This window comes from Adhaeribacter pallidiroseus, assembly GCF_003340495.1.
In the GTDB taxonomy this organism is placed as follows: Bacteria; Bacteroidota; Bacteroidia; order Cytophagales; family Hymenobacteraceae; genus Adhaeribacter; species Adhaeribacter pallidiroseus.
On the sequence record NZ_QASA01000001.1, the window covers coordinates 812,968 to 830,961 of the forward strand.

Sequence of the window (17,994 nt, forward strand, 5' to 3'; positions counted from 1 at the left end):
CAAACCTTATAGTTACTCCCGAACGGGATAATTACCTAAAGCACTCAGGTATTTTACCAATGAGCGTTTGGCAATAGGTAAAATGGAATGTTCGAACGGAAAACGGGCCCGCGCCACCACGGCAAAAGTAGCCGGATTCGGAAAGTCGCGGTTCTCCCGGGCCAACTGTAATTTCAGGTTTTCGTGGGTAAGCGCCATGCCTCGCCGTACGGTATCCAGGTGCTGGGTGTGGATACCCCGGTATTGCTCGTAAGTATTTTTAAAAATGGTAATTTTGTAAAAGTAAATTTTGGTTTCCTGATTCCAGTATTCTTCCAAAAATAAATAGCCTTCGTTGAAATAAATGGGCGTAATACCCACCGGCGTTATTTCCAGGTGGCGTTCCACCGTGTTGTATATTTCTTTACCGGTATCTACGGCTTGGCTAAACAAAGGCGCGGCAAACTGAATAATTTCTTCCAGTTCTTTCATGGTAGCATCGTCTTCCACAATCTTCTGGTACACCAGTTCCAGCTTTTCAAAATCGGCCCGACTGATCCGCTCCGGGAATTGCTCGTAAACCAATTTTTTGTGTTCTTTAATTTGCAGTAAATTTTGGTAATGCATGATTAAATCAGAGAAGATAGGGTAGAGCCGTTGCGCGCCAAACTCGGTTTTTACCCCCTGCAAATAATCGAGTAATAAGTATTTCTTGTATTCAAAATCAATTAAGCCATCACTTAACCAGTTTACAGGCAGCTTTTTCATAATCTAGTATTCCAAAATTTAAAAATTATCTATTTCAGGTGAGCCGATCGGGCAGTACGAATGAAGGTACACTTGACCGGCCAGAAGGAGTTATTTAGGTAAGTAAAAAGTACGAAAAAAAAAGCACAATGTATAGGATATACGGTGCGGTAACTTCCATAAAAAAATCCTGCTCTTACATCGGAGCAGGATTTTTTATAACAAAGGGTATTTTTTTAAATTTTTAAAAAGAATCGATTTTAGATTTTACCATAACGGCGTGGTCCCGGTGGCCCTGCAAAATGGGTAACGTTTTAGTGGCAAAGTTCCGGATATCCGGGTCTTGAATTTCGCGGGTGGCTTGCTCGTACAAACTGATGGCTTCGTCGTGAGCAGTTATTTGCACTTCTATAAAATCTTTATCAAAGGCAACACCACTTTGGCCGGAAAGGCGCATCCGAATAGCCCGGTTATCTTCAGTAAGCGAGTCGGGTAATGTTATTTTCTTTTGATTGGCCAAAATTCGAAGTTCGTTGCTGGAGGTTGTGTGGTCCATTACCAAGTGCTGCGCGAACTCCCGGACTTCGGAAAGCGTACCTTTTCCAGAAGCTATCTGCCCGGTCTGAATTTCAAAAAGATCGCTATTGGCCGCTGCCACCATAAAATCCGTTTCGGTTAACCGACCGGCATTACCCGAATCTTCCTTCTCGCAGCTACTAACTGTGGTACTTATAATAAGTAGCAAGAGCAGCCACCATTTTACCTGAATATTTTTCATTGAAATTTGTAATTAAAAAATGTTTGTTTTTTGTTAAGAAAATTTTGCTGTACTACACGGGTAAATATGGTTTTACGCAGTGCAAGTAAAAACGGATTGCTTTACCGGATTGTTGAATGGCCAACTTGATTTTACGTATTTGCAGCAGGTAATTACGTATAAAATACAGAAATGCATTATCAGGCCGTAAATGGAATTTTAAAATAACAGGAGCTGCGTGCAAAAAAGTTAAACGGATGATATATAAACAAGTGGTTTACCGACAGCTAATACTGCGAGTTGCCAGCTATAAAAACATTAGTTGATAATTATGGAAAAATAGCTCAGGAGTTACTCCATCTGGGTTGATTTAGAAAAAGAAGAGTGAAGCAGAAAAGGCTAGGAGTTAAAAAGGGAATGGGTGAGCTTAGCTTTTACCAATTAGCGAAAGATACTTAATGGCGCGGATTCGCTTTACAGTCAAGCAAAAAAGGTGAGGTAGGCGGTCGCGTAGAAGCTTTGATCTACTAAAACTTCGGTAAAAGTTACCAGTATGCACCTTGTTCCTGAACGGTGCCGTTGTTGGTGTCTGCACGAACAACTTTAAGTATCTTTTTGCAAATGGCCTACAAAATAGAAAGTCTGGAATTCAACGTAATGCATCGGTGAGTTCCAGACTTTCCTTATTTTAAAAAAGCCAAAAGTTCTTGTTTACACCGCAAAAACCGGTTTGCGCGTTTTCCATTTGCCGCGGGTAAAATCCGGGATAGGAATGGAGGCGGAGTTCTGGGCAATGGATTGTTCCGACAAAGGACTGATAGCCGACCAGGCGGCAGCATCGTACACATCAATGGGGGGAGCGGTTTTGTTTTTAACGGCTTCTACAAAATCCCGCATCACAAAATAATCCATGCCGCCGTGGCCCGCGCCTTCGGCTACTTTCTCGAACTGCTGCCAGACTTTATGATCGTATTTTTTTAAATACGGATCGGCTGGTTCCCATTCATCATTGGTTTTACTTACTTTTTCAATGTAAATTTGGTTACCATCATCCATCCAGAGGCCATTAGTACCCTGCACCCGGAAACCTAAAGAATAAGGGCGCGGCGAGTTGGTATCGTGGGTGATTAAGATGGTTTCGCCGTTGGCGCACTTAATCATGGTTTGCACCACGTCGCCGAGCTTAAACTTTACTTGGGCGTTGGGGTGGTTTTCGCCGCCGTTATCTACAATGTACTTGTGCAAACCTAAGCCTTTGGAGGCCATGGAGGTTAAATACAAAAACTGATTGCCCCGGTTAATATTAATCATTTCGGCCACGGGTCCTAAACCATGGGTGGGGTAGATGTCGCCGTTCCGGTCGATGGAATGCTGGGTGCGCCATTTGGCTTCGCTAAAAGCTTTCGGCCCGAATTCTACGCCCACGCCGGGCGGTTGTTTGCCGTCGTTAAATTTTATGCCCCGCAAATCGTGTTGGTAGCCGCATTGTAAATGCGTGATTTCGCCGAAAAGATTTTGCCGCACCATGTTTAACACGGCCATTACGTCGCGGCGGTAACACACATTTTCGAGGATCATGCAATGCGACCCGGTTTTTTCAAAAGTATCTACCAAGGCCCAGGATTCTTCCAGTTTTACCGTGGCCGATACTTCTACGCCGGCGTATTTGCGGGCATTCATGGCGGCTAAGGCCATGGGCACGTGCCATTCCCAGGGAGTAGCGATAATAACGCCGTCTACATCGTCGCGCTTGACTAAATTTTCAAAATCGTGATCGTTTTTATTGTAAACTTTCGCTTCTTTGTGGCCGGCTTCGCGAAGCATTTTCTGGGTTGCCGCAATAGCGGCCGGATCGGTATCGCAAATAGCGGTAATGGTTACTTCCGGAAAAGCTAAAGCATTGTGCACGTGGTTGCGGCCCCGCAAACCTACCCCAATAAAGCCCAACCGAACTTTAGGAGCGGCTTTTTGCGCCAATAAGGTTCCGGGTAATAAACTGGTTGCGGCCGTGGCGGCCAAAAGATGGGAACTCTTCCGGATAAAATCCCGGCGGTTAACAAAGTAAGCCATAGGCTGTATGATTAATTAGTATTTTTAAATTTTTTTAAATTTTGGGAGCGTTGCGTGCTAAGAAGCGCCTTTATTCAGGCTAAACTGACCACCGGCGTATCGGCCGGCTCCACGCGGGTTCCTGCATCTACCGTAATAATATACCCTTTGCCGCCTTGTTTTTCAATGGTGGCTACTACCTGTTCCGGATTTTCCGGGGCGTAGGCAAACATACAACCGCCGCCACCCGAACCGTTTATTTTGGCGCCTAAAGCCCCGGCCTCCAAAGCGGCCGCAATCATGGCGTTTATTTTGGGCGTCGAAACTTTCTTGGCCTCGCGCAAATTAGTTTGGTGCTGGTTTAACAGTTGGCCCAGTTTAGAATGATCGGTAGTGGGCTGTTCCAGCAAATTTTTAGCTTCCAGTAAAATATCGCGGTCGGATAAATTACTTTTAAAAAGTATTAATTCGTCAGGAGTTAAAATATCGCGGTAATCGTTGGCGTGGTCCAGGGGGAACCGGTGTAAATGGAAATCCGGATCATGGGTCTTTATCTTACGGAGAGCTTCCAGCATGCCGTATTTTACTCTTTTTAAAATGGTGAGCGTATCTTTGGGTTCCTGCGAATCGCCCAACACAAAAGTGCCCAAGGTGGGCCGGAAGGTTGCAATGCGAATAACGGGTTGCGACTCCAGGTAAATAATATCACCCACGGCCGTAGAATAATGATCCATCATGCCGCCGGGTTCGCCAAATTCCAGGACTTCGGCCTGGTACGCTAATTCCCCGATAGTTGCCTGCGATTTAGATATGGGATTATCGGTTACCTGCAACAAAAAATTAATCCAGGCTACGAGCAAGGCCGAAGAACTGGATGTGCCCGAGTTGATGGGAATATTGCCCCGCACGGTAACTTCCAGGCCCCGGGAAAAGCGCAGGCCCTCGCGTTGCAAAATATTAACCGCACTCCGGAAATAGTCGCGGGGTTTTTCGTAGGTTAGCGCGGGGGCTAAGGTAAAGGTTTCGGTACTGTTTATATCGGGCAAATGCAAAATTACTTGTTTATCCTCCCGAATGGTGCCGGTAAGGCCAATCCGCCGGGAAATAGCCGCCGCAATAACCGGTAAACCCAGGTAATCCTGGTGCTCGCCGAATAAACAAATTCGCCCAGGGCTGGAAACACGAATGGAATTGTCCGGAGGGGGCATAGGTTAATTTTTCGTTTTTATAATTAGACCAATAAGCCTTCGAATTTTAAAAATCCGGGCTCTTATTTCTGTTATAGCTGATGAATATAAATACTTCCGGCTAGTTATTCAAGACGCCTGAAAGGAATAAACCGGAATTATGCCGATAAACAGACTTCAATTAAAGCACAACCGATTGCGCAAATTAGGCGCTTTTAAATAGATTTTATTTATTAGCTTAATGGCCGGTAAGGCTTTATTTTTAAAAATAGTTTATTTCCTGCTGCCATGGCTTCCAATGTGCCCACGATGAAAGAGATTGCCAAACGTTTGGGCGTTTCGGTTACTACTGTGTCGCGCGCTTTGCAGAATCATCCGCGCATTGGTTTACGAACCCGGGAGCAAGTGCACGCGTTGGTGCAGCAAATGGGGTACGTGCCGAATTCCACGGCTATTTATTTAAAAAAGAAATGCACGTTTAACATTGGCGTGGTGCTGCCGTTTTTAACGGAACAGTTTTTTTCGCTAGCAATTTCGGGGATTGAAGATACTACCACGCCTTTGGGTTACAGTGTTTTGGTGGTGCAATCGCGGAATAATTTTGAGCGGGAACGGGCCGCCATTACTTCGCTGATTAAACACGGCGTGGACGGCATAATTGTATCGGTGGCTTCGGAAACCCAAACCTACCTGCACCTGGACGAAGCTCAAAAACACGGTGTGCCGGTGGTGCTGTTTGACCGGGTGATTAAGCGGGCCCCGAACAGTTGCGTGTATTCCGACATTATGGTGGGCGCCTACGAAGCCATCGAATTTTTGATTGCAAATGGCTGGTCGCGGATTGCTTTGTTAAATGGCCCTAATACTTTGCAAGCCACCGAAGAACGCTTAAACGGCTACGTGAAAGCCTTGCAGGAACACCGCATTCCGGTTAATATTCATTATATAAAAAGTGTAAACCTGTTGCGGGAAGATACTATCCGGAAAACCAACGAACTTTTAAATTTACCCGAACCACCGCAAGCCATTCTGGCTTTTCACGATTACGTGGCGTTGGATGCCATGCAGGTGTGCAAAGAACGCGGCCTGCACATAAATAAAGATATTTGTTTTGTCAGCTTCTCGAATCTTTCTTTCTGCGCTTACCTCGATCATCCGCCCATTGCTTCTATTGAGCAGTTTCCGTACGAAATGGGCCAGAAAGCGGCCCAGATTTTAATGGCGGCTATTGCCGATCCGGATACCGCTACCCGGCAAGAAGTAGTTATTAAGTCCAAACTGATTCAACGTTTGGAATAATTTCATAGATGAGTTAAAATTTAAAAAAGTTAGATTGGATGGGCTGCTTAAGGCCAGTTGAGTTAATTTTAGTGTTTTAATAATGGTTCATCTTTGGAGCCTTTTCAAGTCTCCGTGCTCGGGCGCTATCGTGTTTGAACTGGCTGAGTTTGCCTCATGGCCAAACGGGGAGTTCACCCCTCCCCTGCGGGACCTCCCCTAAAAACAGGGGAGGAGATGCCGCTGTTGCTTCATTCTTTTCTTTCTCGCTCCGCGGCGGTATGTGCCTGCTGCACACCAAAATTTTAGTAGCCCATCCACAGCCAAACTGATGTTAGTTGTTCTTAGCTACCGTTACTACCATTTTTATACTGGTTAAACATGAATGTTTTAAGTAAATTTTTAAAATTTACTTAGAAAAACAGAGCCAAGAATATAAACATTAGTGCTTTCGGTACTAGGTGATAATGTAAATATATTTTCTAAAATCGCGCGTCTAAACTATTTGAGTCAAGAAAGCCGAAGCTAAATGTAGATGACATCAGTTTGGCTCAGGAGGGCCTTCTAAGCTTGTGGTGTCGAGGAACGAGGCATTGTGAGGCACGAACAAAACAAGCTTAGACCAGCCCGGAAGAGCCAAACGGGGCCCGCCGGCCAGGAGGCAAGCATAAAGGTGGCTAGCTAGATAGCACCAGTAAATGGAGACGGGAACCGGCTCCAAAAAACAACCTTAAGTGGTAGCAATGCTCTTGTTACTCACTATCTAGTTTTACTTCATCAGAATCTTTAAAGCATTATCGCGGTAAACTTTGCGAAGCGTATCATTGTCGAGGTTAAATCCATTCAGGGGCCAATGGTAGCTAAACTGATGAAATTCGTAGAAGTGTTCGTCCGAAGTTTCTAAAATCCGGAAGGTGGTTTCGTACATTTTGGGGCTGGTGCCCATATCGGTGCCATAAACCAGGCGGTCCTGGTATTTTTTAAAAAAAGTTTGCATGTACCGCGGTATAGGCGCTACTTCTCCGTAACGGGCGGCGATGTCGGCGTACAGGTTCGGGTATTTATCGAACAAATTGCCCAGAATGCTTAAATCATATTCGGTGTTGGCAAAGTGGCAGGCTACAAAAGTAGTTTTGGGGTTATCGCGGGCGGCATTTTCCAATGTTTTCACTAATTCGGCGTGGCCAATTAAACCGGGTTTGGTTTTATCAATTTTCCATTGGTAAGCGTTCATTAAACCGTCGTTGGTGGAGTCCATGGGTTCGTACATCCAGTAAGGTTCGGCCACGTGGATGCTGATAGGCATTTTTAACTCGGCGCATTTTTGCAATAAAGGTTTCATGCGCGGATCATCCATATGCAGACCATACCCGGGCGTGGGCAATGAGTAAAATTCACCTAAGCCTTTATCGCCTAACTCGCCTACCCCCCGGGCACCCGCTTTAAAACAACGCTCCAACTCTTTCACGGCTTTCTTACTCCAGCCCGTTTTGTCTTTGCCCGTAAAATCAAAGCCACACCAAACCTCGAACCGGTTCCCGTATTTCCGGTAGGCTTTCTGGATCGAATCAAACCGGGCGCCGGTGGAATACGATAAAATAACGGTTTTCTCCACGCCTACCTGGTCCATAGTTTTTACCCATTCGGCTATTTCGGTGTCGGATTTGGCGTACGGGTGCGAATGCAGATCGATTACAGGATACTTGGCTTTCGGAACCCGGGTAATCGGAATTTTATAGATGGACTGCGGCCGGTAATCTTTTAACAGTAATTTGTCCAGGTCCTGGGCCACAGAAGTGCGCCCGATTACAACCAGAAAAGCCAGGAGCAGGGTGGTATTTTTAATCATAAAACAAGTTTTGACAAGCTGATGAGGTGAACGGATAGGCTTTCGGTACAAAATTTTTTGGTGCGGAGATAAGCGGTTACGACCGGTTTTTTAAAAATTTAAGGTTAACCGTAGCTAAATTTAAAAATGACGGAAGCAATGCGTTTTGATTACCGGATCCGTATAGAAAGAAGACCCGGCTTTTACTTGAACGGGCTGCCTTAAACTTTAAAAAATATACCGCGCCGGTACAAAAACAGCAACATCCGCCATTCGAGGTAAAATATTACCAACGAGGTTATGATACCGATTAAGGAAGCAGGCACTTGCGCCATCTGCAGCAATCCGCCGGTAATAGCCCCGATGTACTCGTTAAACCAGCGATGACCGACAATCTCGAAAAACAAGTAAATAAACAGCGAGTTCATGCCTACTACCAGAAAGAAAAACAAATACTTGCGGTGATTTTTAATATCAATCCACCAGTATAAAAAAGCCAGGGCGAGTAAACACCAGCCGCCGGAAACCAACACAAACGAACTGGTGGCAATGCGTTTAATAATGGGCGTGATGGTAAAATCCAGCAGGTAACCGGTTACAAAGGCGGCAGCTCCGGCCACAAAAAGCCATTTTACTTTTTCGAGGCCGGGTTTATTAGAAAGTAACAGCCGGCCGGCCATGGCTCCCCATAAGGTATGGGCCGTGGTAGGAAGGCAGTTAATAGCTACCCAACCGCCGGAGTTAATCACGTTCATTAATAACAAATCGACGTAGTTGCCAAAATTATGCTGGTCGGTGAAAGGTTGGTCGAAGCCGGGAATAGCGGTAAAGCGGTATAAAACTTCGGTTAAAAGTAATAATCCGAGGCTAAAAACAAATTGCGATTGCAGGCTCCATCTAAAAACCAGGAAAGTAACCAAGGTGGTAAAAGACAACTGGGTCAGCACATCCCAAAGCTCAAACGAAAGGCCTTTTGGCCTAACCGCGTAATCCAACACGCCCCAGAAAAACAACCAGCCCGAGCGCTTTAATACTTTTAAAAAAGACTGGCTCCAGGGCATGTTTTTTTGTTGCTGCCGGATCAGGGAATAGGCCAGGGCGGTACCGGCAATAAACATAAAGCCGGGTTGGATTAAATCCCAGAAACGCAAGCCGTGCCACGGATGGTGAAAAAACTGCTGCATGAAAGCATGAAAAACACCCGACCCTTCTTCCTGGTACAATTGTTCGTACAAGCCCGAAGCTTCCAGCATGAGCAAAACCATGATGAGCCCGCGCATAAAATCGAGCGAAAGCAGGCGGGGAGAACTGGTTTGCGTTAATGGGGTTTGCTCAATATCCGCTGAGGTATCCGGGGTCATTACTTTCATATTTTAAATTTTAAGTTATTTTTTTAAAATCAGCCTTAAACTTTTCCGGCTATTCTGCACCGGCTGCTGGTGTGCATTTCTCAAAATTATTCATCTAGCCATTGGCGGTGATTTTAAATTTTTGGTAGCCAGTACCTCCATTAATGGCCCGGTGAGGCGGCGGCTTACGCCTTGGTAATCGGTAATTTTCACCTGCACTACATCAGGAGAAAGGGCTAACATTCTTTCGGTTTGGGAGAGGTAAGCTGCGCCGTAGGTAAATTCGTGCTTGTAGCGTTTCCCGTTTTTCAGCTGCACCTCCGCGAAGGCGTCGTTGGGTTGGGCCGGGTAATACGTGCCGGAAGCCTGCCCCGCAAATACGGTTAAGCTGCCGTGGTTATTACTCGTTAGATACAAGGGCGGGCCATTTTGCTGTTTTATTTGCACCAGGGCTTTTGCATCGCCTTCGGCTATAAATCCACTTTCCCGGGCGGGTATTACTGTAAATTGGCCTTTCCCATTCCCGCATAACAACCACCCTAAGCCGGCATCGTAGCGCCCGGTAACTACCTCGGGGGCATAGGAATTGCCTACGGCGAGCACATCCAGGAACCCATCCTGGTTAAAATCATTAGTTACCATGCCGTTGAGGGGCGCTATCTGCACTGCCGCCGGCAAAGTCCGGATAGTAAACCGGCCATTACCCCGATTTTCCAGGTAGCTGCTTTCCATGCGTTCGGCGCACAAAACCTGGGCATCGGCTAGTTCCTGGGGTAAAAAAGATTTATCGAAGGTAGCTTCGGCGTAAGACCGGTAAGTCGGGAAGCGGCCCCGCATGGAGTTTATCTGGTCTATCAAATCGTCGCGGCCCGGCAAAATGTAGCGCTGGCCCTGGTTATAATAGCTCATTACGGGATCCAGAAGGCCATCCCGGTTGTAATCCTTGGCGTACAGGCACAAAGGCTCCTGGGCCGTGGCCCGGTAACGGGTATTCAGTCCTACGTTTCCCGCCAAGTAATCGGTATCCCCGTCCTGGTCAAAATCGCCGGGTACTAAGCTGTTCCACCATCCGGTCGTATGGGCCAAGCCGGTTTGCGGAGTAGCTTCTACTAACTTGCCGCGCTGGTTATGGTAAAAGCGAATGGGCATAAACTCCCCGGCCACCAGCAAATCTACCCAGCCATCGTTATCGTAATCGGTCCACAAAGCACTGGTTACCATTCCCGCCCGGACTAGTTCCGGACTGATCTGCTGGGTAACTTCCCGGAAAGAGCATTGGCCGGCCTTACTTTCGTTGCGTAATAAATAGCTCCGCGGCGTAGTAGGGTAGGCCCCCGGCGTGAGCCGCCCGCCCACGAATAAATCTAAATCCCCGTCCCGGTCGTAATCGGCGGCCACTACACTGGCGCCGCTCTCCCGCAACGGGGGCAAAGCCGAAGCCGCACGGGTAAACTGACCTTGGCCATTGTTCCGGTACAAGTAATCCGGGTATCCGGCCGCGCCGGTTGCCGGCTCCGAGCCGCCACTCGCCACGTACAAGTCCTGGTCCTGGTCGCCGTCGGCATCGAAGAAAAGAACACCCAGACCATCGGCCAAACTATCCGGTACCGGGGTGGGTTGCCGTTGGAACCGGCCATTGCTTTGCTGAAAAAACAAGGCGCCCGCCTGATTGCTGGCTCCGCTCACGTACACGTCGGCCAGGCCGTCGCTGTTTACATCGCCCACAGCTATCCCGGGGCCCTGGCGGGAATGGCCGTGCGGTAACAAAGGTTGTCGCTTAAAATCCACAAAGTTGCTTTCGCGGTGCTGGTAATGTAATCCTAGTTTATCGGGTAAGGGTTGGAATAAAGTTTTGGGGGCAGCAGGAATAACAGCGGGCGCCGTTGTGGCCGAAGCGTAATGGACTGGCAGCACCTGGTTAGCCGGCACACGCGGGATTAACTGATACTGGCCATCGGGCCACCAAACCTCTACCTGGTCTACCGTTTTTAAATTTCCCAGGCCGAAGTGAATCACAGGGTCCACGGAAGATTCGTAGCCCCGGGAAAGAAAATGTTCGTAAAATTGGCGCCGGGCTTTAGTGGTTATTTTTATTTTGGTGCCAATGCCGTTGCGATTCTGGGCAGGCCCGACCAGCTTGATTTTTAAAAAATTCTTCTTCTGACGCTCATTGCTTTTGTTTTCATAAACCTGTGCTTCGGCATTAATGGTATTTACCACCAATTCCAAATCCCCGTCGTTATCTAAATCAACGTACACCGCTCCGTTAGAAAAACCTTCGGCCTTCAAACCCCAGGCTTCGGACTGGTTCTGAAAAGTTAAGTTGCCTTTGTTTTCGTATAAATAATTGCGGAGCGGAACCCCCGGCAACGATTGAATAGCGGCTATTTTGTTTTTGATTTTACTTTGCTCGGAGCCGATGGGACCGTTGTATATATTCTGGTAATGCACGTAATCCAGATCGCCCATGTTTTTTAAAAAACCGTTGGTTACGAATAAATCCCGGTCGCCGTCGTTGTCGTAATCGGCGAGTAAGGCGCTCCAACTCCAATCGGTACTGCTGATACCCGCTAGATAACCTATTTCGCTGAACTTGCCGTTGCCTTGGTTTAACTGTAAGGTATTGCGGCTGTATTGCGCATTATAGCCTTTATTCAGAGAAAGTTGAAAACGGTCGTAACCCGAGGCCGGCATGATTAATTTCTGCCGGTGATTATCTTCGGGCCGCATGTCCAGCTCCACGATATCCATCAGCCCATCGTTGTTAATATCGGCAATGTCGTTGCCCATGCCCGCGTAGCTGGTGTGTTTCAGGCATTCCGCGGCCCGGTCGGTGAAGGTGCCATCCTGGTTGTTGATGTACAGAACATCGTTGCTGATAAAATCATTGGAGATATACACGTCGGGCCAGCCATCGTTATTAATATCGCTTACGGCTAAACCCAGGCTGTAACCTTCGGCCAGAATACCGGCTTCCCGCGAAACATCCGTGAAAGTATTATCGCCGTTGTTCCGGTACAAAACATCCGTGCTGGGACTTTCGCCTTTTAATTGGCGGGTCCGGATCAGGTTTACATTGTCGCGCAGCGAAGCCGGGTTAACGATTAAAAAAGCATCGAGGTCGCCGTCGCGGTCGTAATCAAAAAAAGAAGCGTGCATCACCTGGCGTGTATCCGCCAGCCCGTAGGCCTGGGCGCTTTCGGTAAAAGTATTATTACGATTGTTGATGTACAGTAAATTGCCGCGTTCCGGGCCAACTTCATTCCCGGAAACACACACGTAAATGTCCGGCCAGCCATCCTGGTTAATATCAACTACCGTGGCACCTGTTTGCCAGCGGGTGCTGGTGAGGCCCGCCGCAGTGGTAATATCTTCAAACTTTAAATTTCCCTTGTTCAAATACAAACGGCCCGACACCATGTTGCCACTAAAAAACAAGTCGGTTAAGCCATCGTTGTTAAAGTCGCCGGCGGCTACTCCGGCACCGGTGTAAATATTGGTATAGGTAAATACATTGTGCTGCTCGTTTTCCTGAATCGTATTTTTAAAAAAAATGCCTGTTTTGGCCGGCGAGAGTCGTTCAAAAAGAATGGTTTTGGGTCGGCAACCAAGCAATAGGCAACAAAAGCCCCAAAGAAATATGCTAGTGAGCTTGGGCATGCAGTAAAGACAAACGCTGTTTTTGGTGAAAATTAAAGACTTGTTGGTATTTGTGTGAAAAAATTCATTCAGAGTATTGGCTATAGCTAAAAATTATTTTTTATGTAGGGTAAAAAACAGTACCCGGAAAAACTTTTTTTAAAATTATGCTTTGTAGTTGATAGTCTATCTGGTTAAAAAGCAGAGAGGAACTGGTACGTGTACCAATTGGCCTCTCTGTATTGGTTGGTGGTTTTTTTAATTTTTGCTCCGGAACACGTATGCTGGTTTAAATCCGGAACACGTATGCTGGTTTAAATAATTTTTAAATTTAGAGGGTCCACGGGTGGTAAACTTTTCACTTTCAGTATCCCGGATTTTGTTTTAAAATACCGCCGGTGCGATCGATTTCGGTTTGGGGTAAAGGATACACGTTGTATTTATCCTGCCATTTACTGCCGAACACCTGGGCGCCAATGCCCCAGCGTACAATATCAAACCAGCGGTGCGGCTCAAAAGCCAGTTCTACTCTTTTTTCTTTCCGGAGCGCTTCGGTAAGATCAACGCCAGCAACTAAATCGGGTAAGCCGGCCCGGCGGCGGATATCGTTAATTTGTTGGGCCGCATCGGCGGTTCGGCCCTGGGCAATTAAGGCTTCGGCGTAAAGCAGTTTTAACTCGGCGAAACGGTAGAGCCGCTCGTTGTTAAAATTGGCCTGCTGGTTTGGGGAATTATCGGCTTGCACCATGTTGCGGGCGCCCCCGTATTTTTTCATGGTATAACCCGTGGAGGACCATTCCGGATTGTAAGGTACCGGCGTATAATCGGTGGTGTAATAGGTATCGCCGGCTTGATATACGTACACTTTTAAGCGGGCATCGTTGGGTTCGTAAGCGGCCACCAAATCCGGGCTGGGTGCCCACCAACCCGATTTTCCCCCGGGTGCTCCGTTCCCAGCATCCCAGTACAGGCTACGGGTAGTTCCCTGCGAAGCTTTAAAGGCCTCGGAGTGCGTATCGTCGAAAACCCAAACGTTATCATCGGAAAAAGGGCCGCCGTACTGCACTTCAAAAATGGATTCCGGATTGTTTTCGTTGTTAAAAGCAAACACATCGTCCAGGTCTTTCTGCGAATTGCCCGTGCTGATTAAACTAAACGGGCCGTTGGTAATAACATCCTCAAAAGCCGCAATGGCCGCGGGCCAATCTTTTTTCCAGACGTTTACTTTGCCCACGTAAGCCTGGGCGGCGTATTTGGTTACCCGGCCTTTATTAGCATCGTCCCAAGTTAAGGGCAACTTGTTATAAGCGTCGGTAAAATCCGCCAGTATTTGCGTGTATAATTGCTCCGGAGTAGCGTTGGGCAAGGCTAAATCATTTAAATCGCGTTTTACCTGGGTAGCCAAAGGGGGCGTTCCCCACAATTTTAAAGCTTCGAAATGAAAAAAAGCCCGGAGAAACTTGGCTTCGCCTTCGAACCGGCTTTTTTGTTCGGCGGTTAACTGATTCTCGTTGTTCAGGTTTTCCAACACCAGATTAGCCCGCAGAATACCTTCGTAAATCTGGGTATATATGGCCGCATAAGGTTTGTCGCTGGCCCGAATAATTAAATTATCGGCATCGCGCGAAATACCGTCCGCGTTATTAGGGTCAGCGATTACATCATCCGAAGATACCACCGAGATTTTCCAGAATTCGCCCGCCTCGCCGAGGGTTTCGGTACTGGTGCCCCAGAAATCCTGAATGGAAGAATACGAGGCAAAAATGGCTCCGTCGAAGTCCGCGGCCGTTTTGTAAAAGTCGCCGGAGGTAAGCTTATCCAGGGGCACTAAATCCAGGTTATTACAGGAATTAAGCGTTAGAAAAGCGGCTAATAGAGAAAAAGATATTTTTTTCATGAGTGATAGCTTTAGATAAAAACCGGAGTAAACCGCTTTGCTTAGAAAGTAACCTGCACGCCCAACTGGTAAATGCGGGGTTGCGGCGAGTTGCCGGGGTCCTGACCGTTGGCCAAAACAATGTCTCCTTTCTGGAAACTAAAGCCCCGGGTTACTTCCGGGTCGAAGCCCAGGTATTTGGTAAAGGTGTACAGGTTCTGAGCCGCGACGTAAATACGGGCTTTCGAAACAAATTCTTTGGTCCAACCTTGCAGTTTAGTGGTGGGTAAAGCGTAGCCGATTTGTAAATTTTTAATCCGCATAAAGCTGGCGTTCTCGATCCAGCGGTCGGAGTAGCGGCCATTACCGTTCGGGTCGTTGGCCACGGCGCGGGGCATGGTGTTGCTCGAACCCGCTTCGGTCCAGCGGTCCAGTACGCGGGTGGTGGAATTGTTGGCACCGGTCATGCTTTCCATGCCCACCCGCGCTTCGTTATACACTTCTATGCCGCCAACGCCTTGGAGTAATAAAGTTAAGTCGAATCCTTTGTAACTGGCCGAGCCGTTGATGCCGTAAAAATAGCGGGGATTCGGATTTCCAATTTTGGTACGGTCCAGGGCATCCACTCGGCCATCTTTATTTACATCCACAAACCGGATATCACCGGGAGCGCGGTCCGAGGAAAAAGCATCGGGCAAGGCGGCATCTACTTCGGCCTGGGTTTGGTAAATACCATCGGTTTTGTAACCGTATAAATAACCCAGCGGCTCGCCTACGGTAGTACGGTGGGTAGAGGCCCCGCTTACCCCGGTAATAATTTCGGTAATGTTACCTAAATCCAGCACTTCGTTGTGCACGGTAGTAATGTTGCCGCCCAAGCTGTAACTCACCTCGCCAATGCGGTTACGGTAGTTTACCGCCAGTTCTATGCCCCGGTTTAAAATTTCGCCTACGTTGGCATCGGCCGCCAGAAAATAACCGGAGGTAAACGGAATAGGCAGGCCAATGAGCACATCTTTGGTGATTTTGCGGTAGTAATCGGCGGTGATTTCGATGCGGCTGCGCAGTAAGCTAATGTCGGTACCAATATCTAACTGGTTACTGGTTTCCCAGCGCAGGTTTTCGTTGGTAAAGTTTACGGGAGCCAGGCCACGCATGGGCACTTGCCCCGTACCAATCGGGTAAAAAATAGTGGTTTTCAGGGTTGATAAAAAGGCAAAGTTAGCTCCGGTAAACTGGTTACCCGACTGGCCCCAGCTGCCCCGAATTTTTAAATCGTCGAACACGTTGCCTTTCGGAAAGAAACTTTCTTCGCTGATGCGCCAGCCCGCCGAAAAAGACGGGAAAGTTTGGGAGCGGTTGCCTTTGGCAAACCGGGAAGTATTATCGTTGCGCACGTTAGCCGTAAATAAGTATTTACCTTTATAAGAATAGTTTACCCGGCCCAAAAACCCGCGTAAAGCCCATTGGTCGGCTTCGTTGGCCGCGGCCACGGTAGAACCTGTAGAGGCAAACTGAATTTTAGAATTAAACAAGCTATTACCCTGTAAACGTACTTTATCGAACCGGAAGTTGGTTTCTTCTTCGCCTACCAGCACAGTTAAACTATGGTCGCCGAAAACTTTATTATAGGTAAGGGTATGGCTTAAATTGGTGGTTAACTCAATGGGGCGTTCCTGCACCAGCAGCGAGCTGCGAGGTGTAATGCCATCAAAAGCAATGGCTTCCTGAAAAAAGTCGCCGCTGCCCACGTTATAATCCACGCCGCCGGTTATCCGGTATTTTAAACCCGCTATAATTTCCCATTCGCCGTAAATGCTGGCTAATACCTTGCGGGTAATAATGCGGGTAGAGTTGGCGCGGGTATCGGCCCGTAAGAGGATATTCGAGGCGTCGCCGCCTTCGCCCAAGGTCGTGGTGTTTTCGGGGTTATAGCCTAAAGGGCCGTTGGGGTCGTAAATTTTAAAATACGGCGCATTATCGGCCGCGCCGATGCCGGCAAAAGAACCGCTTTCGGATTGCGTTAAGCGGTTAACCGAACTCAGTAACAGCGACTCGCCGAATTTTAATTTTTTACCCACACTCACGTCGGAGTTGGCTTTAATGGAATACCGGGTAAAACCCTGGGCCGGCTCAATACCATCCTGGTCGTAGTAACCCGCTCCCACAAAGTAATTGGCGGTGGGCGAGCCTCCCGAAACCGCGATGTTATGGTTAATAATGGTGGAAGTCCGGAATACCGCGTCCTGCCAATCCACAAAAGGCTGGCCCCGGAACTGGCTGAAATCGCGCCCTAGTTCTTGCTGCAAATCGATGTACTGTTCTACGTTGAGTACGTCCAGTCTTTTTTGGGTGGAGCCTTTGCCTACGTAGCCGTCGTAAGTAAAGCTGGCTTTGCCGTCTTTGCCCCGTTTAGTGGTTACAATGATAACCCCGTTCGCCGCCCGCGCTCCGTAAATAGCCGCTGCCGAAGCATCTTTTAACACGTCAATGGATTCAATATCGCTCGGGTTTATTCCGGCCAGTGGATTTGATTCGGTGTTGGAACCGGTATTTACCGTCATGTTTTCGGTTTGCACGATGGGTACGCCGTCGATTACCCACAAAGGCTGGTTTACGCCCGGCGAACCAATGCCGCGGATGCGGACGTTAATGGGCGCACCCGGATCGCCGCTGCGGTTGGCAATGCTTACCCCCGAAGCCCGGCCCGCCAAAATCTGGTCCGGACTGGAAACCGGCTTAGACGTAATGCCAATATCATCGCCCCGGATACCACCTACGGCCCCGGTTAAATCCCCTTTTTTCTGCGTACCAAAGCCCACTACTACCACTTCTTCCAAGGCTTTAATATCGGGTTTTAGCGCAATGGTTAAATTGGTTTGATTTGTTACCGGAATTTCCTGCGACGCATAACCCACGTAAGAAATTACTAAACGGGCGTTATTACCGGTAATGGGTAAAGTAAAGTTGCCGTTTACGTCGGTGGAGGTACCCGTGGAGGTACCTTTCAGCAAAACCGAAACGCCGGGCAAACCATCGCCTTTGTCCGAGTCGGTTACTTTACCGGAAACAGACCGCTCCTGGGCAAATAAAAGCGGAGAAGTTAGGGTAAAAAGAAAGCATAATACAATTTTCAGGGTAGAACTTCTCATAGTTAAAGGTTAATCGATTAGGCAATCTAATGGCAATACTTTAAGCTAATTTCCGGAACAGGTTCTTATCCGGCGGGTACTTCTAATCTTAAGTTACGAAGCAACGGGTAAAATCCCGTTAAAAAATAAATCGTGAAAAAGGTACTGAATGCT

10 protein-coding genes are annotated in these 17,994 nt (G+C 47.8%); 1 reads left to right on the forward strand and 9 read right to left on the reverse strand.

Going from position 1 to position 17,994, the window contains the following annotated elements; all coding sequences use genetic code 11:
- Window positions 1–12: 12 nt before the first annotated feature.
- The 4 genes from AHMF7616_RS03030 to AHMF7616_RS03045 all read right to left on the reverse strand — a co-directional run bounded on the left by AHMF7616_RS03030 (window position 13) and on the right by AHMF7616_RS03045 (window position 4,740).
- Complete coding sequence (locus tag AHMF7616_RS03030; RefSeq protein ID WP_115371540.1) at window positions 13–747, reverse strand: hypothetical protein; 735 nt, start codon at window positions 745–747, stop codon at window positions 13–15.
- A 223-nt stretch (window positions 748–970) separates the two neighbouring features.
- Complete coding sequence (locus AHMF7616_RS03035) at window positions 971–1,504, reverse strand: DUF4142 domain-containing protein (RefSeq protein WP_115371541.1); 534 nt, start codon at window positions 1,502–1,504, stop codon at window positions 971–973.
- Window positions 1,505–2,194: 690 nt separating this feature from the next.
- A complete protein-coding gene (locus AHMF7616_RS03040) occupies window positions 2,195–3,553 on the reverse strand; it encodes a Gfo/Idh/MocA family protein (protein WP_115371542.1) in 1,359 nt (452 codons plus the stop codon).
- Window positions 3,554–3,627: 74 nt separating this feature from the next.
- Complete coding sequence (locus AHMF7616_RS03045) at window positions 3,628–4,740, reverse strand: mevalonate kinase family protein (protein WP_115371543.1); 1,113 nt, start codon at window positions 4,738–4,740, stop codon at window positions 3,628–3,630.
- A gap of 288 nt (window positions 4,741–5,028) precedes the next feature.
- Here AHMF7616_RS03045 and AHMF7616_RS03050 point away from each other — a divergent pair, with 288 nt between their 5' ends.
- Entirely contained in the window at window positions 5,029–6,018 is a 990-nt protein-coding gene (locus AHMF7616_RS03050; protein WP_233507303.1) for a LacI family DNA-binding transcriptional regulator, read from the forward strand.
- 748 nt (window positions 6,019–6,766) lie between these two features.
- On the opposite strand, the gene AHMF7616_RS03055 is transcribed toward AHMF7616_RS03050, so the two are convergent.
- From AHMF7616_RS03055 to AHMF7616_RS03075, 5 genes are all read right to left on the reverse strand, one after another.
- Complete coding sequence (locus tag AHMF7616_RS03055) at window positions 6,767–7,846, reverse strand: amidohydrolase family protein (protein ID WP_115371545.1); 1,080 nt, start codon at window positions 7,844–7,846, stop codon at window positions 6,767–6,769.
- Between the two features lie 200 nt (window positions 7,847–8,046).
- Window positions 8,047–9,195 (reverse strand): acyltransferase family protein, encoded by a 1,149-nt coding sequence (locus AHMF7616_RS03060; RefSeq protein ID WP_199474070.1) that lies wholly within the window; start codon window positions 9,193–9,195, stop codon window positions 8,047–8,049.
- Window positions 9,196–9,285: 90 nt separating this feature from the next.
- Window positions 9,286–12,834 (reverse strand): VCBS repeat-containing protein, encoded by a 3,549-nt coding sequence (locus AHMF7616_RS03065; protein WP_115371546.1) that lies wholly within the window; start codon window positions 12,832–12,834, stop codon window positions 9,286–9,288.
- 343 nt (window positions 12,835–13,177) lie between these two features.
- A complete protein-coding gene (locus AHMF7616_RS03070) occupies window positions 13,178–14,710 on the reverse strand; it encodes a RagB/SusD family nutrient uptake outer membrane protein (protein WP_115371547.1) in 1,533 nt (510 codons plus the stop codon).
- A gap of 41 nt (window positions 14,711–14,751) precedes the next feature.
- Entirely contained in the window at window positions 14,752–17,841 is a 3,090-nt protein-coding gene (locus AHMF7616_RS03075) for a SusC/RagA family TonB-linked outer membrane protein (RefSeq protein ID WP_115371548.1), read from the reverse strand.
- Window positions 17,842–17,994 lie beyond the last annotated feature (153 nt).